This window comes from Aldersonia sp. NBC_00410, from assembly GCF_026342035.1.
GTDB lineage: Bacteria > Actinomycetota > Actinomycetes > Mycobacteriales > Mycobacteriaceae > Aldersonia.
In genome coordinates this window covers 243106-266947 of record NZ_JAPENM010000004.1, presented here as the reverse complement: position 1 = coordinate 266947, position 23842 = coordinate 243106, and the positions used below count along the sequence as shown (strand labels likewise).

Sequence of the window (23842 nt, the reverse complement as noted above, 5' to 3'; positions counted from 1 at the left end):
GCGGCCCGTTCGCCGCGAATGGAACGGGCCGTCACCCGCGCCCCGGTCAGCAGGCGCATCGTCGAGCGGTTCATCGCCGGTGCGGCACGGCCGCAGGTGCTCGAGGTGGTCTCCGAGTTGCTGGCAAGCGACCGCGTTGTGAGTGTCGACTTCCTCGGCGAGGATACAACCGACCGCGCGGCCGCGGATTCGACGGTCACCGAGTACCTCGCATTGATCACCGCGCTCGGTGCTCGAACGGCGAACGAGCGCGGTGTGATGCCGACCGAGGTGTCGGTGAAACTGTCCGCGCTCGGCGCCGCCCTGCCGACGGACGGGCCGAAGATCGCGCTGGAGAACGCCTGGAAGATCTGTACGCAAGCGCAGGAGTCGAGCGTCTGGGTGACCGTGGACGCCGAGGACCACACCACCACCGACACCACCCTGGGGATCGTGCGCGAACTGCGTTCGCAGTTCCCCTGGCTCGGCACAGTGCTGCAGGCCTACCTGCGACGCGCCGAGGACGACTGCCGGGAACTGTCCGGGCCGGGATCGCGGATCCGGCTGTGCAAGGGCGCCTATGCAGAACCGGAGTCGGTGGCGTTCACCGACCGCGCGGAGGTGGACGATTCCTACCGGCGCTGCCTCGGCGTGCTGATGCGGGGCGGCGGCTACCCGATGGTCGCCTCGCACGATCCGTCGATGATCGCCGAGGCGGGCCGGCTCGCCCGCGAAACCCGGCGCAAATCAACCGATTTCGAACATCAGATGTTGTACGGCATCCGCGACATCGAACAGACTCGCCTCGCCGACGCGGGCCACACCATGCGCGTGTACGTGCCCTACGGCAGCCAGTGGTACGGCTACTTCATGCGCAGGCTCGCGGAGCGCCCCTCGAACCTGCGCTTCTTCGTGCGTTCGCTGGCCACCCGCTCCTGAGCGGGCTCACGCGCGCGCCGCACCGAGCCGGCGGTACCGTTTCGGCGTGCTCCTCAGTTCCCTGAATCCGCACGCCGTCGCCCAGGGCGCCGACATTCCGGACGCGGTCACGATCGCCGATACGACGTTCTCGCGCAGCGACCTCATCGGTGCGGCAACCTCGGTGGCCGAGCGGGTCGCCCGGGCCGATCGGGTCGCGATCCTCGCTGCGCCCACCCCGACCACGGTGCTCGCGGTGATCGGTTGCCTGATCGCGGGGGTGACTGCGGTCCCGGTGCCGCCCGATTCCGGTACTGCCGAACTCGCGCACATCCTGCGCGATTCCGGTGCTCAGGCCTGGCTCGGCGTCGCCCCCGGCGAGTGCGGCGTCGAGCTGCCGGTGATCCCGGTGCGGCTGCATGCGCGCTCCTGGCACAGCTATCCGGAGCCGGCGCCCGAGGCTGCGGCGTTCGTGCTGTACACCTCCGGCACGACCGGGCCGCCGAAGGGAGTGGTGCTGCGCCGGTCGGCGATCATGGCAGGTCTCGACGCCCTCGCCGAGGCGTGGGCATGGACGGCCAACGATGTGCTGGTGCACGGTCTTCCCCTGTTCCACGTGCACGGGCTGATTCTCGGCCTGCTCGGGCCGCTGCGGGTCGGCAGCCCGCTCGTCCATACCGGAAAGCCGACCCCGCAGGCCTACGCCCGGGCGGGCGGATCGATGTATTTCGGTGTGCCCACCGTGTGGTCGCGAATCGCCGAGGATCCGGAGTCGGCGCGAGCGCTGAGTTCGGCTCGGCTGCTGGTGTCCGGTAGCGCACCGCTGCCCGTGCCGGTGTTCGAGCGGATCGCCGAGCTGACCGGGCACGCACCCGTGGAGCGCTACGGCATGAGCGAAACGATGATCACCGTGTCCACCCGTGCCGACGGGGAGCGGCGCCCGGGCTGGGTCGGCGTACCGGTGGCAGGCGTGGCGACGCGGCTGCGCGACGAGCACGGCGGCGATGTAGCCCACGACGGGGAGAGCATCGGCGGATTGCAGGTGCGTGGGCCGATGCTGTTCGACGGTTATCTGGGCCGCGCCGAGGCGACCGCGGACGTGTGGACCGAGGACGGCTGGTTCAAGACCGGTGACGTCGCCGCGATCGACGCCGACGGATTCCACCGCATTGTCGGTCGCGAGTCGACGGACCTCATCAAGTCCGGCGGCTACCGAATCGGGGCGGGAGAGGTGGAGACGGCGCTGCTCGGCCACCCGCAGGTTGCCGAGGTGGCCGTGATCGGCGCTCCCGATCCCGACCTCGGCCAGCGGGTCGTCGCATTCGTCGTGCTCAGGCCCGCCGCGGACGTCGCGCCGGAGCAGTTGATCGAGCACGTCGCGACGCAGCTGTCGGTGCACAAACGCCCCCGCGAGGTGATCGTGGTCGACGAGTTGCCGCGCAACGCGATGGGCAAAGTCCAGAAGAAGAGACTCGGTCGCGCCGCGCAGTAGCCGGCCCGCGCTCGTGAGTGCGCTGGATGGTTGCAGAACCGTCCCCTCGGCGGCGCCGGCCGGCAGTTCGCGGGGTCGCTGCGCGGCGGTGCGCCGGGGTCTCGATCCGGTATCGATCGAGGCCCCGTTTGCGGTCGCCGACCCCGACACTGGCTTGGTCCCCGGCCCGCTCGTCCGGACGAAACACTGTTCGCCACGTGGTGTAACAGCAAACACGCAGCGGGCGATGACCTAGCAGTTGAAAATTCACCCTTTCCGTGTATGCGCTGGACGCAGTGGGTTTCTCGGGTAATTGAGACACGCGCAGGGTGTGCGAAACAATTGCTTGGCGTGGGGTTAGCCGATACTCTCATCGCGGGTTTGGTCGGCAGTGCTTTCCTACCGAAACGCGGGGGCTCGCAATCCGTGTCACGGGACAGTCTCAAACGCGACCATATCCAAGGTTTGCAGGATGATTGCTACACCGGAAAGCGCGAGTAGTATGGGTCATGCCGATCGGGGGCCCAGCACATGTCGGCGGCACAGGATTGGACACACGTAATGGCACGTTTTCGCCCTCAGCTCCGCAAGCGGATTGCTGCTCAGTCGATCGCTCTGGCGATCGCGGCGTCGACCGGGGCGGCGCTGATCCTCGGGGCAGGGACGGCGAACGCCGCCCTCGACAACGCGACGGAGATCGTCACCGCCGACGGACTGTCGATCGAGGCCCGTCAGTCCGACACGAACATCCAGTTCATGGCTCCGCTCGACGGCAATCCGCTCACCCGTGAATGGACCCACAGCGGCGTCGCGGGCTTCCGGGTTGGCGGTGGCGACACCAAGGACTTCTCCGGCAAGGTTGCCATCGGGTACCAGGTCGGCTACCCGGCCACGCTGAGCGGTCAGCTGAAGTTCTCCTACAGCACGCCGTCGCTCGGCATCAGCGTCGGCACCAATTCCGGACCCACCCTCGGGAACCTGATCCCCACCCTGGGCGTGGAGATCTCCACTGGATTCGGTCCGGGCGTCCAGACCGTCGAGGTAGCCTCGGGTGCGATCTCGGGTGCGGAGGGTTCGATCCGGATCGCCGGCTTCCATGGCACCGTCACCGGCGTCCTCGGGCAGACCAACGTTAGGCCGTACGTCACCGTCACCAGTAGTCGCGGCGACAGCGTGACGACCTACGGCAAGGCCTGGGCCGTCTAGTCCCGGACGCGCGATCGGCGCGGCTATTATTGGAACACGTTCCAGTGATAGCCGAGTCGAACGAGGAGCACCGGTGGGCCGCTTCGAGCACACAGAAGTACTTGCGGCAATCCGCCACTACGACGACGTAGTGGCGGATTGTTCGCGTTCGGGGGACTGGTCGGGATTCGCCGATCTCTTCACCCCCGACGTGGTCTACATCGAGCACGCCTACGGCACGTTCCACGGTCGCGAAGCGGTTCGGTCCTGGATCCGCGAGGTCATGGCGCCGTTCCCGCATATGCGAATTGCCCAGACCTGGCGCGCATTCGACGATTCGAACGATGCCGTCGTCTTCGGTGTGGACAACATCCTCGACCACCCGACCGAGGCAGGGGTCGAATTCGCCTTCCCGAATTGGTCCCGCGTGGTCTATGCGGGCAATGGCCTGTTCGCCGAGCAGGAGGACGTCTACAACCCCGTGCGCGATGCACCGCGAGTGGTCGGCGAGTGGGTGCGAGCGGGCGGCAAACTGCTCGCCGCGCCGGCCGCAATGAAAAACGTGTAGACGGGCGCGGTCAGTCGTTCTTGTGCAGCGCGGCGTTCAGCTCGATGCCGGTGCCTTTCCATGGCACGACCTCGACCGCGCCGGACACCGAGTTACGTCGGAACAGGATGTTGCTCTGGCCGTTCAGCGTGGCCGCCTTGACGACGGTCCCGTCCGGCCCGGTGACCTTGGTCCCGGCGGTGAGATAGAGGCCGGCTTCGAGCACGCAGTCGTCGCCGAGGGAGATGCCGAGGCCGGCGTTCGCGCCGAGCAGGCAGCGCTTGCCGACCGAAATGACCTGCTTGCCACCGCCGGACAGGGTGCCCATGGTCGAGGCGCCACCCCCGATGTCGCTGCCGTCGTCGACCACCACGCCGGCCGAGATCCGGCCCTCGATCATCGAGTTGCCCAGGGTCCCGGCGTTGTAGTTGACGAATCCCTCGTGCATGACGGTGGTGCCGGCGGCCAGGTGGGCGCCGAGTCGCACCCGGTCGGCGTCGGCGATGCGGACTCCGCTGGGCAGGACGTAGTCGACCATGCGGGGGAACTTGTCGACGCCGTAGACGGTCACCTGTCCCCGCGCGCGCAGCCGGGCACGCACCTGCTCGAAGCCGTCGACCGCCGCGGGACCGTGGTTGGTCCACACCACATTGGCCAGCAGCCCGAAGATGCCGTCGAGGTTCGCGCCGTGCGGGCGGATGAGCCGGTGCGAGAGCAGGTGTAGCCGCAGGTAGGCGTCGTGGGCGTCGATCGGCGGCGCCGCGAGGTCGGCGATTGTGGTGCGTACCGCCACCTGCCGCACACCCCTGGCCTCGTCGTCTCCGACGAGCGCGGCCAGCTCGGCCGGCGGATCGTCGAGCTGCGTCGTCTCCGAAGCGGAGAAACTGCCGAGCTCAGGGCTCGGGTACCACGTATCGAGGACCGTGCCATCCGTCGAAAAGTTGGCGATGCCGACTGCTGTTGCTCCCGTTGCGCTCACGCCAGTAGAGATTACTTGGGCATGCTCTTCGGTTGTTTGCTCACCCGGGGCTGCGCGAAAGCCGAGAATGGCGGAATGCGCACATCGAGGGTAGGTCTCCGGTCGATCGTCTCGCTCTGCTGCGGGGCGCTCGCGGCCGCCGCGGCGACGGTCATCTCCGCACCGACGGTCGCCGCGGCACCGATCTGCCCCGGCGCCGGGCAGCCGCCGGTGTTGGTGGCCCGCGTGCCCGGTGCCGCACTGGAAGGGCTGACCATCGATCCGAGCGGTCGGCTGTACACGACCGACCTCTTCACTGGGCGCGTCTACCGGGTCGACGCACCCGGCGCCGCAGCGGTCCCGATAGCTACGGTCCCGGGTGGAACCGGCGCAGGCGCACTCGCCTGGGCACCGGACGGCACGCTGCTGGTCGGCTACGGCGCGGATCCGCGGGTGCTGCTCGGCGACACATTGCGGCAGGCGTCGATCGCGAAACTCGACGTTGCCACCGGCAATCTCACGCCGTTCGTCACCGGGCTCAGCGCGGCCAACGGGATGGACGTGGCCCGGGACGGAACGATATACGCCACCAACGATTTCGGTCAGCTGATCGGTCGGGTGTATCCGAACGGAGTAGTGCAGGCCGACTGGGGCAGGTTCCCCAGTGCGAACGGTGCGGTACTCGGCGCGGACGACCGCTACCTCTACGTTTCCCGGACGTTCGTCAACCCGGGGGTCAGCCGGATCCCGACGGCGAATCCCGGTGCACCGGAGTCGCTGTTGACCTTCGGCGGCACGGACGTCTTCGCCGCGCCCGACGGGCTGACACTCGATTCGCAGGACCGCCCGATCGTGCCGACCAATGCCGGCGGCCAGGTCATCCGCATCGATGCGCCGAACCAATTCTGCGTGCTCGCAAGCGGATTGCCGTTGTCGAGCGTGCTGAGCTACGGGCGCGGAACCGGTGGGTTCGGGCAGGGCCGGTTGTTCCGGGCGGGCTTCGACGGTGCGGTGTACGAAATTCCGGGTGGATTCGACCCGGGAGCGCGAACGGCCACGCCGTAGCCGCACGGACGACACCGCTAATTCTCTGCAACATCGGTCATTTCGCGTTGTTAGGGACCCCTAACGCAATACGCTCACGTCAGGCGCCGATCGACGTACCCGACCGGGCCTTGCTCTCGTGAAATTCGCTGTCGGTATCCGGTCCGCCGACCTCAGGTCGCGCACGCGCATGAGCGCGGGAAATCTAGGTGGTCACGTCATGACAAGTAGGGCTTCGCAGGCATCCGTTCGTCGGGTCGTATCAGTGGTGGCCCTCGTCCTTGGGGTTGCCGCGGCGATGGTCTTCGGCACCGGGGCCGCCGGTGCCGCGGTCGACAACACGTCGTCGTTGGTGACGCCATCGGGTCTGCGCATCGAAGTGCAATTGTCGGACACCAGCTTCCAGTTCGTGCCACCGCTCGACCGCAACCCGCTCTCGCGAGAGTGGTTCCATGACGGTCTCGCTGGCTATGCCGTCAGCGGCCCCGGCGCCGAGACCTTCACCGGCGTGTTCACGCTCGGCTATCAGGTCGGGTATCCGTTTTCGCCGACCGGCACGCTGAGCACGAACTACACGACCCCGGGTGGCGACACCGACCAGAACCTACCGGGAATCCAGTTCAAGAATCTGCTTCCGACCGCGGGCTATTCGTTCAGTGTCGGCTACGGACCGGGCATCCAGACGGTCGACGTCGCCGCTGCTGAGGTCGCCGGTCCCGCGGGGACCATCGCGATCCAAGGAGTGCACGGCTCGATCTCCGGAGTGATGGGCATGATCAGCATCCGTCCATTTCTCACCGTGACGACGCCCCGGGGGGATTCGGTGACCACGTACGGCAAGATCTGGGATCACTGACTCGCTGACCACTGCAGACGGGGGCGGCGATCCAGGCCGGGTCAGATCACCAGGCCGAGTAGCAATACGAAGATCAGGCCGCAGACCGACAGGATCGTCTCCATGATCGACCAGGTCTTGATCGTCTGGCCGACCGAGAGGCCGAAGAATTCCTTCACCAGCCAGAAACCGGCGTCGTTGACATGGGAGAAGAACAGCGATCCTGCGCCGACGGCGAGCACCACCAGCGAGGTCTCACCTGTGCTCAGACCTTCGACCAGGCCGACCATCAGCGACGAGGCGGTGATGGTCGCGACGGTCGCCGACCCGGTGGCGAGGCGGATCAGCGCCGCGAGTACCCAGGCCAGCAGGATGACTGAGATATTCGCGCCCTTGGCCCAGTCCGCGAGCAGTGTTCCGATGCCCGTGTCGATCAGCACCTGCTTGAACCCGCCGCCCGCGGCAACGATGAGCAGGATCCCGGCGATCGCCGGCAGTGCGTTCTCCACGCACTTGGAGATCTCCGGCCGGGTCATGCCGGAGCCGCGGCCGAGGGTGAACATCGCGACGATCACGGAGATCAGCAGCGCAACCAGTGGGGTACCGAGCACATCGAAGGTCTGCCGGACGAGATCGTCCTCATCTTTGATGAAGATGTCGACCAGCGCTTTGCCCATCATCAGCACGACCGGGAGCAGAACGCTGAACATCGTGACGCGGAACGAGGGGCGGCGCTTCAGTTCGGTGGCGAAATCGTCCGTATCGAACGTGTGCGGGGGCGGTACGTCCACCCACCGGCCGGCAACCTTGCCGAACAGCGGCCCGGCGATGATCAGGGTCGGCACCGCGACCAGTACACCGAGTGCCAGCGTCACGCCGAGGTCGGCGCCGAGTGCGTCGATGGCGATCAGCGGCCCGGGGTGCGGCGGCACCAGGCCGTGCATGACGGACAGGCCGGCCAGCGTCGGAATGCCGATCGTGATGATGGAGACCTGCGCCCGCCGCGCCACCAGATAGATCACCGGCATCAGCAGGACCAGGCCGATCTCGAAGAACATCGGCAGACCGATGATGGCGCCGACCAGCGCCATCGCCCACGGCAGAGCGCGGACCGAGGCGTGCCCGATGATCGTGTCGACGATCTGGTCGGCGCCGCCGGAGTCGGCGAGCAACTTGGCGAACATTGCGCCGAGCGCGATAAGGATGCCAACGCCCGCCGCGGTCGCGCCGAAGCCGGTCGCGAATGACGCCAGGACCTTCTGAATGTTCTCGCCCGCAATGATTCCGACGGTCAGCGCGCCGAAGATCAGCGCGAGGAACGGGTGCAGCTTGGCGACGGTGATCAGCACGACGATGACTGCGATGCCCGCCAATGCCGCGGTGATCAGCTGCCAGCCGGCCGCGACCGGTTCGACCATCTCGGTGGCCGCGAGCGTGGACACGGTGGACATCAGTTCTCCCTAGGCTGTCGAGTGTCCGGGGTGGTGCCGGTTTCGGCCAGGTACGCGGTGACGATGGTGTCGACGCTCTGATCGACGTCGACGAGCAGCCCGCGCTCATCGGCAGCGAGCGGCTCGAGGGTGGCGAACTGCGAGTCGAGCAGGGAAGCGGGCATGAAATGCCCCGGGCGGCTGGATTGGCGGCGCTCGATCACCGCGCGCTCGCCATGCAGATGCACGAACTCCAGATCGGGACAGAAGTCGCGCAGCCGGTCCCGGTACGCGCGTTTGAGAGCCGAACAGCTCAGCACGGCGCCGTCGGGGTGCGACGCGAGCCAGTTGCCGAGCGCGTCGAGCCATGGCCGTCGATCCTCGTCGTCGAGGGCGTGACCTGCGGTCATTTTCGCGATGTTGGCCGGTGGGTGGAAGTCGTCGGCGTCGGCGAACGGCACGCGCAACCGCTGCGCGAGCGCGGCTCCGACCGTTGATTTGCCGGACCCGGATACCCCCATAACGACGAGGTCTTGCATCGCAACGCTCCTTCATGAGTGTGTCTGCCGTCACATCATGACCAATAAAGTCATACTTTTGCAAGTAGTTAGCGGATATTCATCATTTCTTTATCCAGATAGTCGCGATGATGACATGATGATTGCGTGGTAGTGCCTGCAAACGTTGGTGAACTACACGGCAGCGTCGTGGACGGACTCGGCAGCGGAATCGTCTCCGGTCGACTCGTCGCCGGGCAGGTGATCACGCTCGACGGCATCGGTGCCCAGTACTCGGTCTCACGCAGTGTCGCCCGCGAGGCGGTCCGGGTGCTGGAGTCGATGGGCCTGGCCGCCTCGCGGCGCCGGGTGGGGATCACGATCCAGCCCCGCGCGAAGTGGAACGTGTTCGACCCGAGGGTGATCCGTTGGCGACTCGAGGACGGTGACCGTGCCGAGCAACTCCTCTCGCTCACCGAGTTGCGGCGCGGATTCGAGCCGGTTGCCGCGGCGCTGGCGGCCGACCGCGCCGACGCGCATCAAGGCCGAATCATGGCCGCCGCCGTCTCGGACATGTCGGTGCACGCCAGAGCCGGTGATTTGGAGGCATACCTGCTCGCGGACAAGATCTTTCACCGCACGCTGCTCGACGCGAGCGGAAACGAGATGTTGCGCGCGCTCTACGACGTCGTCGCCGAGGTGCTGACCGGCCGCACCCATCACGGAATGATGCCGGCGACACCGAACCCGGTGGCCATCGAACTGCACGACGAGGTGGCGCGGGCGATCCGGCGCCGGGACGCCGCGGGGGCGGAGCGTGCCATGCGCGCGATCATCGAGGAGGCCACCGCGGCGGTCGGGGGTGGTGAATAGGGTGGGCGGCGTGAACACACTCGATCTGCACGCCGACCCGGTTGCGCTGACCGCCGCGTTGGTCGACATCGCAAGCGAGTCGCGCGACGAGGCCGAGATCGCGGATGTCGTGGAATCTGCGCTGCGCGCCCAGGCGCCCGTGTTCGAGGTGCTCCGCAACGGGGACGCGGTGCTCGCCCGCACCAACCTGGGCCGGCCGAGCCGGGTGATTCTCGCCGGGCATCTCGATACGGTGCCGATCGCGGACAACGTGCCGAGTCGGCGCGCGAGCCTCGACGGCGTCGACGTGATGTACGGCTGCGGCACCGCGGACATGAAGTCCGGCGACGCGGTGTTCCTGCACCTGGCCGCCACCATCACCGACCCGGCGCACGACCTGACGCTGATCTTCTACGACTGCGAGGAGATCGCGGCCGAGTTCAACGGTCTCGGCCGGATCGAGCGCGAACTGCCGGAGTGGTTGCGTGGTGACGTCGCGGTGCTCGGTGAGCCCTCCGATGGGTGGATCGAGGCGGGTTGTCAGGGCACGCTGCGTATGCGGGTGCGCGCACACGGCACCAGGGCGCACTCGGCGCGATCGTGGCTGGGCGACAACGCGATTCATCGTCTGGCTCCGGTGCTCACCCGGCTGGCCGAGTACGCGCCGCGCCAGGTGGACATCGACGGCTGCGTCTATCGCGAAGGCCTGTCCGCGGTCCGGATCGACGGCGGCGTAGCAGGCAACGTTGTGCCCGATGTCGCCGAACTCGACGTCAACTTCCGGTTCGCGCCGGACCGCACGATCGAGGCGGCGACCGAACACGTCCGCGAGGTGCTCGACGGCCTCGACGTCGAACTCGAGCGCACCGACGCGGCAGCGGGGGCGTTGCCGGGGCTCGGCGCGCCCGCCGCCGCGGACCTGATCGCCGCGGCCGGCGGTGAGGTGCGGGCAAAGTACGGCTGGACGGACGTGGCGCGCTTCGCCGCGCTCGGCATCCCCGCGGTGAACTACGGACCGGGCGACCCGAACTTCGCCCACAAGCGCGACGAGCATGTCCGCATCGACCGGATCGTGGCCGCCGAGCAGGTGCTGCGCGGCTACCTCAGCGCGTGATCCGACTACCCTGACCGTGTGGCTTCGCTGTCGATCTGTGTGTATTGCGCGTCGGGCACCGACGACCGCGAATGTCTCGACCTCGCAGCCGCACTCGGCACCGAGATCGGCCGCCGCGGCTGGCAGCTCGTTTCCGGCGGCGGCAACGTCTCGATGATGGGTGCGCTCGCCGACGCGGCACGAGCCGCTGGCGCGCACACCGTCGGCGTTATCCCCAAACAGCTCGTGCACCGCGAGGTCGCCGACACCCTGGCGGACGAACTCGTCGTCACCGACACGATGCGCCAGCGCAAGCAGATCATGGAGGACCGCGCGGACGCGTTCATCACGCTGCCCGGCGGGATCGGCACGCTCGAGGAACTTTTTGAAACCTGGACCGCTGGGTACTTGGGTATGCACGCGAAGCCGGTGGTGCTGCTCGACCCGTTCGAGCATTACCGCGGACTGCTCGACTGGCTCGACGGTTTGCGGGAGCGTCGCTTCGTCGGGGACCGGGCGTTGCAGCGCCTGATCCGGACGTCCGACGTCGCCACCGCGCTGGACGCGTGCGCCGTCGCCGCCGGACCAGGAGGAAACCGAGAATGAGCTCGCACACCGTCGGAGTGCTCGACATCGCGAAGCGCCTGCCGGCGGTGATACCCGATTTGCCCGGGATGGCCGTCGGCGCGCTCGGGTTGCTGAAGGGCCGGGACAGCAAGTGGTCGGTCGGGCTGGAGTTTCAGCGGGCCGCGCACCGGCATCCGGAGCGCGATTTCCTGCGCTTCGAGGGCGAGGCGTTCAGCTACGGCGAGGCGAACGCGAAGGTGAATCAGCTCGCGCATGTGCTCGCCGACCGGGGCGTCGAGCGTGGCGACGTGGTCGGCGTGCTCCGGCACAACCGGCCCGAGACGTTGCTGTTGGTGCTCGCGATCGTGAAGCTGGGCGCGACCGCCGGACTGCTCAACCACAATCAGCGCGGTGAGGTGCTCGAGCACAGCATCGAACTGCTCGAGGCGCGGCTGCTCATCTACGGCGAAGAGTGCCGCGATGCGCTGGAATCCCTGGACCGCGAACCCGGCAACGAGGTGGACACCGCCGAGATCGAGGCCGCGGCCGGGCACGCGTCGACCGACGACCCCACGGTGTGCGCCCAGATACTCGGCCGCGACCGGGCCTTCCTGATCTTTACCTCCGGCACCACGGGGATGCCGAAGGCCAGCGTCATGACACACGGCCGCTGGCTGCAGAGCATGTCCGGGCTGGGCAGTCTCGCAACGCGACTGGACGGCAAGGACGTGCTGTATTGCTGCCTGCCGCTCTATCACAACAACGCATTGACGGTGGCCCTCTCGTCGGTGCTTGCGGGCGGCGCGACATTCGCGCTCGGGCGCAAGTTCTCGGCGACGAAGTTCTGGGACGACGCCGAGCGCGACGGTGCAACGGGCTTCGTCTACATCGGCGAGCTGTGCCGGTATTTGCTCAATCAGCCGCCGCGGGAATCGGACCGCAACAATGGCGTGCGGCTCATGGTGGGCAATGGGCTGCGCGCCGACATCTGGGACGAGTTCAAACAGCGCTTCGGGATCAGCCGGGTGGTGGAGTTCTACGGAGCGAGCGAGGCGAACATCGCGTTCGTCAACGCGCTGAATGTGGACCGCACCGCCGGGCTGTGTCCGCTGCCGCACGCCGTCGTCGAGTACGACGAGGAGAGCGGCAAGCCGCGCCGCGGCGACGACGGCAAGCTCCGCCGGGTCGATCGAGGCGAGGTCGGGTTGCTGCTGGCCAAAGTCACCGACCGGACACCGTTCGACGGGTACACCGACGACGAGGCCACCGAATCGAAGCTCGTGCGCGACGGATTCGACGAGGGCGACTGCTGGTTCGACACCGGCGACCTGGTGCGCAGGCAGGGTTGGTTCCACGTCGCGTTCGTCGACCGGCTCGGTGACACGTACCGCTGGAAGGGTGAGAACGTCGCCACCACCGAGGTGGAGTCCGCCTTCGGCAAGGTCGACTCGGTCGACGAGGCGGTTGTCTACGGCGTCGCGGTCGAGGGCGCGGACGGCAAGGCGGGCATGGCGGCGGTGACCCTGCACGAGAGCGAGAAGTTCGACGGCGCGGCAGTGGCCTCGCAGCTGTTCGATGCGCTGCCCGAGTACGCGGTCCCGCTGTTCATCCGGGTCGTCGATTCACTGGAGCAGACCTCGACGTTCAAGAGCAAGAAGGTCGAGTTGCGTAAACAGGGATTCGAGCAGGACGACGACTCCGAACTGTATGTGCTGAAGGGGCGGGCAGACGGCTATGTCGAGGCCTACGAGGGCTACGCCGACGAGGTCGCCGCGGGCAAGCTGCCGAAGGGCTGACGCTCGGGCAGCGCCGAGCTGAGGTCCGGGTAAAGCCGGCGGCGTGCTTCCATGGGGAGCATGTTCTCGGTATCCGCTGCCGGCACGCTGTGCGGCAAGCCCGTCGCGACGGATCGCGCGCTGGTGATGGCGATCGTCAATCGCACGCCGGACTCGTTCTACGACCGTGGCGCCACCTTCAGCGATGCGGCGGCGATGGCCGCGGTGGACCGTGCGGTCGGCGAGGGCGCCGATCTGGTCGACATCGGGGGTGTGAAGGCGGGTCCGGGCGACGTGGTCGACGCGGCCGAGGAAGCGCGTCGCGTGGTGCCGTTCGTGGCGGCGATCCGGGCGAAGTATCCCGACCTCCTGATCAGCGTCGATACCTGGCGCGGTGAGGTCGCTCGCCGGGCCGTCGCCGAGGGCGCGGACCTGATCAACGACACCTGGGCGGGTGCGGACCCGGACCTGGTCGTGGTCGCGGCCGAACATGGAGCGGGCATCGTCTGCAGCCACACCGGTGGCGCGGTGCCGCGCACCCGACCACATCGGGTGCGCTATGACGACGTGGTCGCCCAGGTGCTCGCCGAGGTTGTCTCAGCCGCCGAACGGGCGTGCGAACTCGGTGTGCCGAAGGACGCAATTCTCATCGACCCGACGCACGATTTCGGGAAAAACACCTATCACGGGCTCGAGTTGTTGCGGCGAGTGGACGTTCTTGTAAACACCGGGTGGCCAGTCCTTATGGCCCTGAGCAACAAAGACTTTATCGGGGAGACTCTTGGGGTAGCACTCGACGAGCGGTTGGAGGGCACCTTGGCAGCGACGGCGATGGCGGCCGCGGGTGGCGCGCGGGTCTTCCGCGTGCACGAAGTGGCTCAGACGCGCCGCGTTGTCGATATGGTCGCTGCGATCATCGGTGCCCGCAGGCCGGCACACACCCTGCGAGGTTTGGCATGACCGTTACCGACATCGAGAACCGCCCAGCACACCGCTACTGGGCCGAGGCGAACACCTGGGATGCACCGTCCTGGAAAATCCGGGAATTGGTGGCAGCAAAGAAGGGACGCACCGTCTCGGTGGTGCTCCCCGCGTTGAACGAAGAATCGACGGTGGCCGGCGTGATCGAGACGATCCGCCCGCTGCTCGGCAGCCTGGTCGACGAGCTGGTCGTCCTCGACTCCGGCTCCATCGACGCGACGGCGGCCCGGGCGAGCGCGGCCGGCGCCACGGTGGTCAACCGGGAGGAGGCGGTGCCGGAGCTGGCTCCGGTACCGGGCAAGGGCGAGGTGCTGTGGCGCTCGCTCGCGGCGACGAGCGGCGACCTGGTCGCCTTCATAGACGCCGACCTGATCGATCCGGATCCCTCGTTCGTGCCGAACCTGCTCGGCCCGCTGCTCACCGCCGAGGGAATCCACCTGGTGAAGGGCTATTACCGGCGCCCGCTGAAGGTCGGTGGAAACGAGGACGCGAACGGCGGCGGCCGGGTGACCGAGCTGGTCGCCCGCCCGATGCTTGCCGCGCTGCGGCCGGACCTATCCAGCGTCCTGCAGCCGCTCGGCGGCGAGTACGCCGGCACCCGAGAACTGCTGAGTGCGGTGCCGTTCGCGCCCGGCTACGGGGTGGAGATCGGCCTGTTGCTCGACACCTACGACCGGCTCGGGTTGTCTGCGATCGGGCAGGTCAACCTCGGGGTGCGCAAACATCGCAACCGGCCGCTGAACGAGCTCGGTGCGATGAGCAGGCAGATCGTCGGCACGATCCTGGGTCGCTGTGGCGTGCCGGACTCCGGCGCCCCGCTGACGCAGTTCCCGATCGAACAGGGGTCGTTCGTCCCGGCCAGCACCGACGTGTCGCTGTCCGACCGCCCGCCGATGAACACGCTGCGCAGCTGATCCCGGTCCTGTCGCGGTTCGGCTGTCGGCGGTAGCTGGCAGGATCGACGCCATGCTGACGATGCTGCTGTACGTACTGATCGTCGCTGTCGTCGCGGCGGCCCTCTTCGCGCTGGCCAGCGTGGTCTTCGGCCGGTCCGAGGAACTCGGTCCGCTGCCGCGCGGCACGACCGCCACCGTGCTACCCGCCGAGAACGTCACCGGGACCGACGTGCGCGCGCTGCGTTTTCAGCAGACGCTGCGTGGCTACAAGTCCGGTGAGGTCGACTGGGCGTTGGATCGGCTCGCGGCGGAGATCGACGCGCTGCGGGCCCAGGTACAGGAGCTTTCCGCCGAGCCGGCACCGGAACGCCGGTCGTGACCGTCGCGATGACCGACGACCGGGTTCGTTGCCCGTGGGCGCTGTCGGCGCAGCTGAACCTCGACTACCACGACACCGAGTGGGGCAGGCCGGTGCACGGGCGTGACGCGCTGTTCGAGCGGATCTGTCTCGAGGCCTTTCAGTCGGGTCTCTCGTGGCTGACCATCCTGCGCAAGCGCCCGGCGTTCCGCGCCGCGTTCGCCGGTTTCGACGTCGAGACCGTGGCCCGCTTCGGCGAATCGGACGAGCAGCGTCTGCTCGCCGATGCCGGCATCGTGCGCAACCGGGCCAAGGTCCGCGCGGCGGTGAACAATGCGCGTGCGGTGCTCGATCTCGACACCGACCTCGCCACCCTGTTGTGGTCGTTCGCGCCGGCCTCGCATCGGCGTCCGGGTGAACCCGCAGACGTCCCCGCGACCACTCCCGAGTCGGTAGCGATGGCCAAGGAGTTGCGGCGTCGTGGCTTCGCATTCGTGGGTCCGACCACGGCTTACGCGCTGATGCAGGCCACTGGGATCGTGAACGACCACCTGGTCGATTGCTGGGTCGATACTGGCGTCGCCGCGAGCGCGGGGGCCGGACCTTAACCGCTCGGCGCGGCGACATTATGGACTCGATACCCGCGCTTTGTTGGGATAGGGAAGAATGGTTGGTCGAGGCTCGTCCTGGGACGGGCCGATGAGGAATCGAAAGGCGTCGAATTACCGACGCAGATCCGGAGGGAGTTGAGGATGGCGGCCATGAAGCCCCGCACTGGGGATGGTCCCCTCGAGGCAACCAAGGAAGGTCGGGGGATCGTCATGCGGGTTCCACTCGAGGGTGGAGGACGTCTGGTCGTCGAACTGACCCCCGAGGAAGCCGCGGCTCTGGGCGATGAACTCAAGGGTGTCACCAGCTAGCGGAGATCCCGCCGGCGAGCCCCGTAGACCGCGCCGCGGGATACGGGGCTCTTTTTTGTCCACGGCGGCGTTGTGACCGTTGCCTTGTCGTCGGCGGTCGATCTGCTGCGTTGCCCGGTGTGCTCCGAGTCGCTGACTGCGCAGGAGCAGCGCCTGCTGTGCGCGCGTGGACACAGTTTCGACATCGCGAAGCAGGGCTACGTCGCGTTGCTCACCGGGCGCTCCACCCCGATGGTCGGCGACACGGTCGCAATGGTCGACGCGCGGCAGCGATTTCTCGCCGCCGGGCACTACGAGCCGATCGCGGCGGCACTTGCCGAGCTGGTCGTGGAGTACGCCGGTACACCGGTCCGGGTGCTCGATATCGGGGCGGGTACCGGCTATTACCTCAACCGGGTGCTCGATGCGGCGCCCGACGGCATCGGCGTCGGGCTCGACGTGTCCAAGCCCGCCGCCCGTCGGCTCGCCCGGGCACACCCGCGGGCGGCCGCCGTGGTCGCCGACGCGTGGCAGGGACTGCCGGTCCGCGACGGCGCCGTCTCCGTCGTGCTTTCGGTTTTCGCGCCGCGCAATGCCGCCGAGATCGCCCGGGTGCTCGCGCCCGGCGCAATGTTCGTCGTCGTGACCCCGACGGCCCGCCATCTCGGCGAGCTGATCGAACCGCTCGAGATGGTCCGAGTGGACGAGCACAAGGAGCGCCGGCTCGACGAGTCACTTGCCGGGCGCTTCGAGCAGATCGGCCGGCGAGCAGTCGAGTTCCCGATGACACTGCGCCGCAACGAGGTCGCCACGCTGGTCGGAATGGGGCCCTCGGCCCATCACGGTGATCCGAGCCGTCGGTCCGGGCTGATCGAGTCGCTCGGCGAAACCTCGCAGGTCACCGCTTCGGTGCTCGTCACTCGCTACCGTGCGGTGGATCAGCCGTGCTTGGCGACCACGTCGGAATAGATCGCCACGGTCTGCCGGGCAATCTCGGCCCAGGAGAAGTCCTCGATCGCGCGGGCACGCCCGGCGCGACCCATCGTGGCGGCCCGCTCGCGGTCCCCGGCGACCTCGTTCACGGCTCGCGCGAGCGCGTGCTCGTAGGCATCGGTGTCGGCCGGGTCGTAATGCACCAGCGCGCCGGTGACGCCGTCCTCGACGACCTCGGGGATGCCGCCGACATCGGAGGCGACCACCGCGGTCTCCGCGGCCATCGCCTCGAGATTCACGATGCCGAGCGGCTCGTACACCGACGGGCAGATGAAAACATCTGCAGCGGAAACTATTTCGCGGATCTGCTCGGTCGGAAGCATTTCCCGCACCCAGTAGACGTTGTCGCGCAGTTGCGCCAACTCGGCGACTCCGGCGCGCACCTCGGCCTCGATCTCGGGCGTGTCCGGTGCACCCGCGCAGAACACCAGGGCGATGTCGGGGTCGAATTCCCTTGCCGCAGCGAGGAGATGCTGCACGCCTTTCTGTCGCGTGATCCGGCCGACGAAGGCCGCGATGGGGGCATCCCGGCGCACGCCGAGTTCGTCGAGCACCTGCCGCTGCCCGTCGGCGGGCGGACCGCCGTGCCACGCCTGCGTGTCGATGCCGTTGTGCACGACGTGCACGCGGGCGGGATCGAGCGCCGGGTATGCGTCGAGCACGTCGAGCCGCATTCCTTCGCTCACCGCGATCACCGCAGCGGCGTTCTCCACGGCGGTGCGTTCCGACCAGGACGACACCCGGTAGCCGCCGCCGAGTTGTTCGGCCTTCCAGGGCCGGCGCGGTTCGAGTGAATGGGCGGTGAGGACGTGCGGCACGTCGTACAACGCCGCCGACAGATGCCCGGCCAGTCCTGCGTACCAGGTGTGCGAGTGCACGACGTCGACACCTGCGGCCGCGTTGGCCATGCGCAGCTCGGCCGAGAGGATCTGCAACGCCGAGTTGGCATTGGCCAGTTCCGGATCGGGGGTGTGCACGACCGCGCCTTCGCGTTGTTGACCCATACAGTGCACGTCGACGTCGCAAAGGCTGCGCAGCTGCGCGACGAGCTCCGTCACGTGCACTCCGGCGCCGCCATAGACCTCGGGCGGATACTCGCGCGTCATCATCGCCACTCGCACGAATCAAACGTAGTCCGCTTGGCGGCTCCGGGCGACAGTTCCGCTTTGCGGAGGTGAGCCATTCGATTGCAAAACGCTGTCCATATCGCTAGCGAGGTCCACGCCGTGCCGATAGGTTTGCACGTGTGAGGAGCCAGCCGCATGTGCTCGGGATAGTGCTCGCCGGGGGTGCCGGGAAGCGTCTGTTCCCCCTGACGGCGGACCGGGCTAAGCCGGCCGTCCCGTTCGGCGGTGCATACCGGTTGATCGACTTCGTGCTCAGCAATCTGGTCAACGCCGGATATCTGCGAATCTGCGTGCTCACTCAGTACAAGTCGCACTCTCTGGACCGGCATATCTCGCAGACCTGGCGGCTGTCCGGCTTCGGCGGCGAGTACATCACCCCGGTGCCTGCGCAGCAGCGGCTCGGCCCGCGCTGGTACACCGGTAGCGCCGACGCGATCCTGCAGTCGCTGAACCTGATCTACGACGAGGACCCCGAGTACATCGTGGTGTTCGGCGCGGATCACGTGTACCGGATGGACCCGGAGCAGATGGTGCAGCAGCACATCGACTCCGGTGCCGGCGTGACCGTCGCCGGAATCCGGGTGCCGCGCCGGGAGGCCAGCGCGTTCGGCTGCATCGACAGCGACGAGTCCGGGCGGATCACGCAGTTCCTGGAGAAGCCCGCGCATCCGCCCGGCACGCCGGACGACCCGAACATGACCTTCGCGTCGATGGGCAACTACGTCTTCACCACGAAGGTGCTCGTCGACTCGATCCGCGCGGACTCGGAGAACACCGACTCCGACCACGACATGGGCGGCGACATCATTCCGCAGCTGGTGGAGAAGGGCGAGGCGGCGGTCTACGACTTCAAGGACAACGTCGTGCCGGGCGCCACCGATCGTGACCGCGGGTACTGGCGCGACGTCGGCACCATCGACGCCTTCTACGACGCGCACATGGACCTGGTGTCGGTACATCCGGTGTTCAATCTCTACAACCGGCGCTGGCCGATCCGTGGCGAGGCGGAGAACTTTCCGCCCGCGAAGTTCGTACAGGGCGGTCTCGCGCAGGAGTCCGTGGTCGGTGCCGGGTGCATCCTGTCCGCCGCAACCGTGCGGAACTCGGTGCTGTCGAGCAACGTCTACATCGAGGAAGGCGCGACCGTCGAGGGCAGCGTGATCATGCCGGGCGTGCGGATCGGGCGGGGCGCGGTGGTGCGCAAGTCGATCCTCGACAAGAACGTCGTCGTCAACGACGGCGAAATCATCGGCGTCGACCTCGAGCGGGACCGGCAGCGCTTCGCGGTCAGCACCGGCGGTGTCGTCGCCATCGGCAAGGGCGTATGGATCTAGTCGCGGCCCGGCTCAGAGATCCCGTCGTCGAAAGGCGAACAGCCCGAACGTGATCAGGGCGGCGTCGATGACGAGCAGCCAGAGCATCGCGGCGGCGTCGAACGTGCCGCCGGGGATGACGGGGGTGTGCGCGAACGGGACCAGGTCGAGCACCCAATGCGGGATCCCGGAGATCGACCCGAGCAGATACAACGCGATGAACGCCGACAGGACCCCCCACGCGGCCGGTGCGAAGCGGGGGAGCGCGCCGAATAAGGCGAGCGCGGTCCCGGCGAGCAGCCAGATGGACGGAAGTTGCAGCATCGCCGCGCCGAACGCGTCGGTCAGCTTGCCGGCGATGTCGCCGGCCGCGATGCCGTAGGTCAGCCCGCACGCGCAGGCGGCGACCGTCATCAACAGCACCGGGCCGAGCAGAGCGAACACCAGATGGCTTGCTGCCCAGCGTATTCTGCCAACCGCAGCGGACAGGATGGGCTCCGCGTGACCGGCGTCCGCCTCGGCGTGCAGGCGTAGCGCGGCCGAAATCGCATAGGCGCCTGCGCCGATCCCGAGCATGGTGAAGGCGAGTCGGATGAAGGCATCCTCCAGCGAGGCGGTCCCGCCCATTCGGGTGACGATGTCGCGAATGGCATCGCCGCCGCCGAGTTCGTCGGCGATGCCGTGCACCACCGAGCCGATCACCACCGCGTAGCCGGCGAGGCCGATCGTCCAGGCCAGCAGGCTGCCGCGCTGCAGCCGCCAGGCCAAGCCGAAACTGCCGCGCAGCCACCGTGGCGCCGAGGCAGAGCCGGGCCGCTCGGTGATCAGCCCGGCACCGAGATCGCGGCGGCGCAGCAAGCCGTAGGCCAGCGCGGTGAGGGCGACCGTGCCGACGATGTGCAGCAGCAGGACCGGCCATCGGTCACCGGCATACGGTCGGACCTGCAACGACCATCCTTGGGGCGCAAGCCAGGTCAGCGCAGCGCTGCCGCCTGCATCGCCGATGGCGCGCAGCGCGTACGCGGCGCCGAGCACGGCGAACGCGATCCCGCGGCTGGTGCGGGCGTTCGCGCTGAGCTGTGCGGCGACCGCGGCCACCGCCGTGTAGACCAGCCCGCTGCCGGCCAGCGCGAGGCCGAAAGCGAGCGAACCCGACTTCGGCACATCGGTGGTGAACAAACCGAGAGCGCCGATCAGGCCGGTCGCCATCGACGCGCCGAAGCCGAGCAACAACGCGGCGGTCAGGCTTGCATACCGGCCGACCGCGGTGGAGTCGATCAACTCGGCCCGGCCGGTCTCCTCCTCGGCGCGGGTATGCCGGATGACCGTGAGGATGACCGCGACACCGATCAGGGTGTGGAACATCCCGGCTTTCCAGATCCCGGTCGCACCGAGACTGGTGTTGTACAGCGGCCCGTACAACGCCAGCTGAGCCGGGCTCGACAGGATCGAGGCGGCGAATCCGGCGCGGTCGGACTCGTCCGGATATAGGCTCGCGATGCTGTCGACGTAGACCGACGCGAGCGGAAGCGAGAGCAGTAAGACCCACAGCGGCAAGACAATTCGGTCGCGGCGTAGGAACAACCGGAGCATGCCGAGCGTCCCGGTGAAATCACCCGCAGTGACGGGTGCCTGCGCCGGTCGCGCCAGGGTGATGGTCATACCGCCACCCCCGCGGGATCGACGCGGTAGTGCCGCAGGAAGAGTTCTTCCAGGGTCGGCGGGTTGCTGACCAGGCTGCGTACCCCGGCGTCGCCGAGTATCCGGATCAGCTCGCCGAGATGATCGGCATCCACCTGACAATGCAGAGTGTGATCCTCGATGCGCACATCGGAGACGCCCGGAAGTCGGCCCAGATCACCTGGGTCACCGGTCAATTCGGCGGTGATCGCGGTGCGGCTCAGATGGCGCATGGAGGCCAGCGAGCCGCTCTCGATGGTGCGTCCGGCACGGATGATCGTCACGCGCTCGCACAGCGTCTCGACCTCGGAGAGGATGTGGCTCGACAGCAGCACGGTCGCACCACGCTCGCGGGCCTCGGCGACGCATTCGCGAAAGACCTGCTCCATCAACGGATCGAGTCCCGAGGTCGGCTCGTCGAGCAGCAGCAGTCGCGCCGGCGCGGACAGCGCCGACACCAGGGCAACCTTCTGCCGGTTGCCTTTCGAATAGGCGCGGTTGCGTTTGCGGGGATCGAGGTCGAACCGCTCGATGAGTTCGTCTCGGCGCTTCGTGTCGATCCCGCCGCGCATCCGGCCGAGCAGGTCGATGGTCTCGCCGCCGGTCAGCGATGGCCACAGCGTGACATCGCCCGGCACATAGGCGATGGCACGGTGCAGCGCGACGGCGTCGTGCCACGGGTCGCCGCCGAGCACCCGGACATCACCTCCGCTCGCTCGCAAGGTGCCGAGCAGGACCCGGATCGTGGTCGATTTGCCCGCGCCGTTCGGGCCGAGGAAGCCGTGTACTTCACCGGCCTCGACGTGCAGGTCGAGTTTGTCGAGTGCGAGCGCGGTGCCGAACTTCTTGCTCAGACCGGTCGCTTCGATGACCGTGGCCATAACGCCTCCCGTCAGGAGTTCGCCGCCCGCGCGGCCAGATAGCCGCCGAGCATCGTGGAATCGGTGAGCAGGCCCTGGGTGTACAGCTCGAGGGCGGGCAGCGCGACCGCGTCGGAGACCCGCCGGACCGCGTCGCGGAAGTCGATCGCCTCGTCGGGTTGGGTGCGCAGTTGCAGATCGAGAATCATGGCGCCGACGTTGGCCAGGGTGAGGTAGTGCGCTCGCGCATGGGGATCGAGGCTCGGCCGCAGCACGCCCGCCTCGACGCCTTCGGCCAGATACTGCTCGGCGTCGTCGACCATATGCGTGAACAGTGACTGTGCGAGCGGTCCACCGGCGGTGAAGCTGCGCACCATGTAGGCGACGACGGGAGCGTATTCCTCCACGTCGATGAGCGTGGTGAGCATCCGGCCCACCCCCGGCTCGCGCAGATTCGCGAGCTTCTGGTCGCGGATGATCTCGAGCACCCGCTCGTCGCAGGCGACGCGCAGGCCGTCCTTGGAGCCGAAATGGTGGATGACCAACCCGGGCGAGACGCCGGCGGCCGTCGAGATCGCGCGCACCCCGGTGGCGAACCCGTTGGTGCCGAAGGCCTCGATGGCCGCGTCCCTGATCCGTGCCTTGGTGGACAGATCGGCGTCGTTTGAACGCATGTTCAATATGCTAAACGTGTGTTCAGCTCCTGCGCAAGGCCCAAAGCATCGACTGAACGGAACCGTTCAGTCGATCAGATCGACTGAACGGTTCCGTTCAGTCGGGGAAATTGGGGGTGTGCGGTCAGCCGCGCGAGGCGCAGAGCAGCCCGTCGCCGAGCGGGACGAGCACCTTGGTGAGCTGATCGTCTTCGGCGATCGCGCGCGCGGCGGCGCGCACGGCCAGGGTGGCGGCATCGCGCGCCGAGGAGTCGGGGACCTTGCCACCGAGCAGGGCATTGTGGAAAACGATCAGCCCGCCGGGGCGCAGCAGGCGCACGCCCTGCTCGACGTAGAGCGGGTGGTCGGTGGGCGTCGCGTCGACGAAGACCAGGTCGTAGGACCCGTCGGCAAGCCGTGGGAGCACGTCGAGCGCGCGGCCGTTGATCAGTCGGGTTCTGGTGCCGGGGATACCGCCGGCCTTGAACGCCTCCTTGGCGGCGCGCTGATGCTCGGGTTCGGCATCGATCGTGGTGAGGGTGCCGTCCTCGCGCATGCCGTCGAGCAGCCACAGCCCGCTCACGCCTGCCCCGGTGCCGACCTCGACCACGGTCTTGGCGTCGAGCAGCTGAGCGAACATGCTCAGTACCGCGCCCACCGCAGGCGACACCGGTTGGGCACCGAGGTCCACAGCGCGTTCCCGCGCCGCGACCAGCACCTCGTCCTCGATGACGGACTCTTCGACGTAGCTCAGCGTCTTCTCCGCGTTCGTGGCCACACTGCCGAGGCTATCGCCCATGTCGGCGCAGCTCGCAGAGGCGCGACGAGAATCGCGGCAGGTCGCGGCGAATTTTCTCAGCGATACCTCAGGTTGCACATACGGCCGCCCTCAGGGAGAGCGACGAGAGTGATCCTCACGCAAGAGCGTTTC

The 23842-nt window shown here is 67.9% G+C and carries 25 protein-coding genes; 17 read left to right on the top strand and 8 right to left on the bottom strand.

Annotation, left to right across the window (positions count from 1 at the left end; all coding sequences use genetic code 11):
• The first annotated feature begins 18 nt into the window (after positions 1–18).
• From OG921_RS11445 to OG921_RS11430, 4 genes are all read left to right on the top strand, one after another.
• Positions 19–918, top strand: a complete 900-nt coding sequence (locus OG921_RS11445) for a proline dehydrogenase family protein (RefSeq protein ID WP_266112798.1) — start codon at positions 19–21, stop codon at positions 916–918.
• A 46-nt stretch (positions 919–964) separates the two neighbouring features.
• The gene (locus OG921_RS11440) at positions 965–2389 is read left to right on the top strand and encodes an acyl-CoA synthetase (protein WP_266112549.1); all 1425 of its coding nucleotides are present in this window, start codon (positions 965–967) and stop codon (positions 2387–2389) included.
• A gap of 540 nt (positions 2390–2929) precedes the next feature.
• Entirely contained in the window at positions 2930–3574 is a 645-nt protein-coding gene (locus OG921_RS11435) for an MspA family porin (RefSeq protein WP_266112548.1), read from the top strand.
• 73 nt (positions 3575–3647) lie between these two features.
• On the top strand, positions 3648–4121 hold the full coding sequence (locus OG921_RS11430) for a nuclear transport factor 2 family protein (RefSeq protein WP_266112547.1): 474 nt from the start codon (positions 3648–3650) through the stop codon (positions 4119–4121).
• A 10-nt stretch (positions 4122–4131) separates the two neighbouring features.
• Here the strand turns inward: OG921_RS11430 and dapD are convergent, their stop codons facing one another.
• Complete coding sequence (gene dapD / locus OG921_RS11425; RefSeq protein WP_266112546.1) at positions 4132–5079, bottom strand: 2,3,4,5-tetrahydropyridine-2,6-dicarboxylate N-succinyltransferase; 948 nt, start codon at positions 5077–5079, stop codon at positions 4132–4134.
• A 75-nt stretch (positions 5080–5154) separates the two neighbouring features.
• On the opposite strand from dapD, the gene OG921_RS11420 reads away from it, so the two are divergent.
• A complete protein-coding gene (locus OG921_RS11420) occupies positions 5155–6123 on the top strand; it encodes an SMP-30/gluconolactonase/LRE family protein (RefSeq protein ID WP_266112545.1) in 969 nt (322 codons plus the stop codon).
• Positions 6124–6322: 199 nt separating this feature from the next.
• Positions 6323–6958 (top strand): MspA family porin, encoded by a 636-nt coding sequence (locus OG921_RS11415; RefSeq protein ID WP_266112544.1) that lies wholly within the window; start codon positions 6323–6325, stop codon positions 6956–6958.
• 41 nt (positions 6959–6999) lie between these two features.
• Here the strand turns inward: OG921_RS11415 and OG921_RS11410 are convergent, their stop codons facing one another.
• Both OG921_RS11410 and OG921_RS11405 read right to left on the bottom strand, forming a co-directional pair.
• On the bottom strand, positions 7000–8391 hold the full coding sequence (locus OG921_RS11410; RefSeq protein WP_266112797.1) for a GntP family permease: 1392 nt from the start codon (positions 8389–8391) through the stop codon (positions 7000–7002).
• Positions 8388–8906, bottom strand: coding sequence for a gluconokinase (locus OG921_RS11405; RefSeq protein ID WP_266112543.1), 519 nt, complete (start codon positions 8904–8906; stop codon positions 8388–8390). The genes OG921_RS11410 and OG921_RS11405 overlap by 4 nt, the downstream gene beginning before the upstream one ends.
• A gap of 126 nt (positions 8907–9032) precedes the next feature.
• On the opposite strand from OG921_RS11405, the gene OG921_RS11400 reads away from it, so the two are divergent.
• The 10 genes from OG921_RS11400 (at position 9033) to OG921_RS11355 (ending at position 17254) form a co-directional block, all read left to right on the top strand.
• Positions 9033–9737: a FadR/GntR family transcriptional regulator gene (locus tag OG921_RS11400; protein WP_266112542.1), complete on the top strand. Its 705-nt coding sequence runs from the start codon at positions 9033–9035 to the stop codon at positions 9735–9737.
• Positions 9738–9747: 10 nt separating this feature from the next.
• On the top strand, positions 9748–10830 hold the full coding sequence (gene dapE, locus OG921_RS11395; protein WP_266112541.1) for a succinyl-diaminopimelate desuccinylase: 1083 nt from the start codon (positions 9748–9750) through the stop codon (positions 10828–10830).
• An 18-nt stretch (positions 10831–10848) separates the two neighbouring features.
• Positions 10849–11415, top strand: a complete 567-nt coding sequence (locus OG921_RS11390; protein WP_266112540.1) for a TIGR00730 family Rossman fold protein — start codon at positions 10849–10851, stop codon at positions 11413–11415.
• Positions 11412–13172 carry a long-chain-acyl-CoA synthetase gene (locus OG921_RS11385; protein ID WP_266112539.1) on the top strand — a complete coding sequence of 587 codons (1761 nt, stop codon included), beginning with the start codon at positions 11412–11414 and terminating at the stop codon, positions 13170–13172. The genes OG921_RS11390 and OG921_RS11385 overlap by 4 nt, the downstream gene beginning before the upstream one ends.
• A 60-nt stretch (positions 13173–13232) precedes the next feature.
• A complete protein-coding gene (gene folP / locus OG921_RS11380) occupies positions 13233–14111 on the top strand; it encodes a dihydropteroate synthase (RefSeq protein ID WP_266112538.1) in 879 nt (292 codons plus the stop codon).
• Positions 14108–15046 (top strand): glucosyl-3-phosphoglycerate synthase, encoded by a 939-nt coding sequence (locus OG921_RS11375; RefSeq protein ID WP_266112537.1) that lies wholly within the window; start codon positions 14108–14110, stop codon positions 15044–15046. Before folP ends, OG921_RS11375 begins: the two co-directional genes overlap by 4 nt.
• A gap of 52 nt (positions 15047–15098) precedes the next feature.
• Positions 15099–15407 carry a DivIVA domain-containing protein gene (locus OG921_RS11370; protein ID WP_266112536.1) on the top strand — a complete coding sequence of 103 codons (309 nt, stop codon included), beginning with the start codon at positions 15099–15101 and terminating at the stop codon, positions 15405–15407.
• 8 nt (positions 15408–15415) lie between these two features.
• A complete protein-coding gene (locus tag OG921_RS11365) occupies positions 15416–15994 on the top strand; it encodes a DNA-3-methyladenine glycosylase I (RefSeq protein ID WP_266112796.1) in 579 nt (192 codons plus the stop codon).
• A 144-nt stretch (positions 15995–16138) separates the two neighbouring features.
• Entirely contained in the window at positions 16139–16306 is a 168-nt protein-coding gene (locus OG921_RS11360; protein ID WP_003931055.1) for a DUF3117 domain-containing protein, read from the top strand.
• A gap of 72 nt (positions 16307–16378) precedes the next feature.
• The gene (locus tag OG921_RS11355; RefSeq protein WP_266112532.1) at positions 16379–17254 is read left to right on the top strand and encodes a putative RNA methyltransferase; all 876 of its coding nucleotides are present in this window, start codon (positions 16379–16381) and stop codon (positions 17252–17254) included.
• On the opposite strand, the gene glgA is transcribed toward OG921_RS11355, so the two are convergent.
• Positions 17224–18399 (bottom strand): glycogen synthase, encoded by a 1176-nt coding sequence (gene glgA / locus OG921_RS11350; protein WP_266112531.1) that lies wholly within the window; start codon positions 18397–18399, stop codon positions 17224–17226. The genes OG921_RS11355 and glgA overlap by 31 nt on opposite strands.
• Before the next feature lie 125 nt (positions 18400–18524).
• On the opposite strand from glgA, the gene glgC reads away from it, so the two are divergent.
• Positions 18525–19739, top strand: a complete 1215-nt coding sequence (gene glgC / locus OG921_RS11345; RefSeq protein WP_266112530.1) for a glucose-1-phosphate adenylyltransferase — start codon at positions 18525–18527, stop codon at positions 19737–19739.
• A gap of 12 nt (positions 19740–19751) precedes the next feature.
• Here the strand turns inward: glgC and OG921_RS11340 are convergent, their stop codons facing one another.
• The 4 genes from OG921_RS11340 to OG921_RS11325 form a co-directional block, all read right to left on the bottom strand.
• Positions 19752–21380: an ABC transporter permease gene (locus tag OG921_RS11340; RefSeq protein WP_266112529.1), complete on the bottom strand. Its 1629-nt coding sequence runs from the start codon at positions 21378–21380 to the stop codon at positions 19752–19754.
• Positions 21377–22279, bottom strand: coding sequence for an ABC transporter ATP-binding protein (locus OG921_RS11335; protein WP_266112528.1), 903 nt, complete (start codon positions 22277–22279; stop codon positions 21377–21379). Before OG921_RS11335 ends, OG921_RS11340 begins: the two co-directional genes overlap by 4 nt.
• Before the next feature lie 11 nt (positions 22280–22290).
• Positions 22291–22932: a TetR/AcrR family transcriptional regulator gene (locus OG921_RS11330; RefSeq protein WP_266112527.1), complete on the bottom strand. Its 642-nt coding sequence runs from the start codon at positions 22930–22932 to the stop codon at positions 22291–22293.
• Between the two features lie 124 nt (positions 22933–23056).
• On the bottom strand, positions 23057–23710 hold the full coding sequence (locus OG921_RS11325; protein WP_266112526.1) for an O-methyltransferase: 654 nt from the start codon (positions 23708–23710) through the stop codon (positions 23057–23059).
• Positions 23711–23842: the final 132 nt, after the last annotated feature.

Coding starts and splice junctions, on each gene's coding strand:
- OG921_RS11335 (WP_266112528.1), bottom strand. CDS start 22,279: ATGGCCACGGTCATCGAAGCGACCGGTCTGAGCAAGAAGTTCGGCACC.
- OG921_RS11435 (WP_266112548.1), top strand. CDS start 2,930: ATGGCACGTTTTCGCCCTCAGCTCCGCAAGCGGATTGCTGCTCAGTCG.
- OG921_RS11325 (WP_266112526.1), bottom strand. CDS start 23,710: ATGGGCGATAGCCTCGGCAGTGTGGCCACGAACGCGGAGAAGACGCTG.
- OG921_RS11340 (WP_266112529.1), bottom strand. CDS start 21,380: ATGACCATCACCCTGGCGCGACCGGCGCAGGCACCCGTCACTGCGGGT.
- folP (WP_266112538.1), top strand. CDS start 13,233: ATGTTCTCGGTATCCGCTGCCGGCACGCTGTGCGGCAAGCCCGTCGCG.
- OG921_RS11445 (WP_266112798.1), top strand. CDS start 19: ATGGAACGGGCCGTCACCCGCGCCCCGGTCAGCAGGCGCATCGTCGAG.
- OG921_RS11405 (WP_266112543.1), bottom strand. CDS start 8,906: ATGCAAGACCTCGTCGTTATGGGGGTATCCGGGTCCGGCAAATCAACG.
- OG921_RS11385 (WP_266112539.1), top strand. CDS start 11,412: ATGAGCTCGCACACCGTCGGAGTGCTCGACATCGCGAAGCGCCTGCCG.
- OG921_RS11370 (WP_266112536.1), top strand. CDS start 15,099: ATGCTGACGATGCTGCTGTACGTACTGATCGTCGCTGTCGTCGCGGCG.
- OG921_RS11330 (WP_266112527.1), bottom strand. CDS start 22,932: ATGCGTTCAAACGACGCCGATCTGTCCACCAAGGCACGGATCAGGGAC.
- OG921_RS11375 (WP_266112537.1), top strand. CDS start 14,108: ATGACCGTTACCGACATCGAGAACCGCCCAGCACACCGCTACTGGGCC.
- OG921_RS11420 (WP_266112545.1), top strand. CDS start 5,155: ATGCGCACATCGAGGGTAGGTCTCCGGTCGATCGTCTCGCTCTGCTGC.
- OG921_RS11360 (WP_003931055.1), top strand. CDS start 16,139: ATGGCGGCCATGAAGCCCCGCACTGGGGATGGTCCCCTCGAGGCAACC.
- OG921_RS11365 (WP_266112796.1), top strand. CDS start 15,416: ATGACCGACGACCGGGTTCGTTGCCCGTGGGCGCTGTCGGCGCAGCTG.
- OG921_RS11415 (WP_266112544.1), top strand. CDS start 6,323: ATGACAAGTAGGGCTTCGCAGGCATCCGTTCGTCGGGTCGTATCAGTG.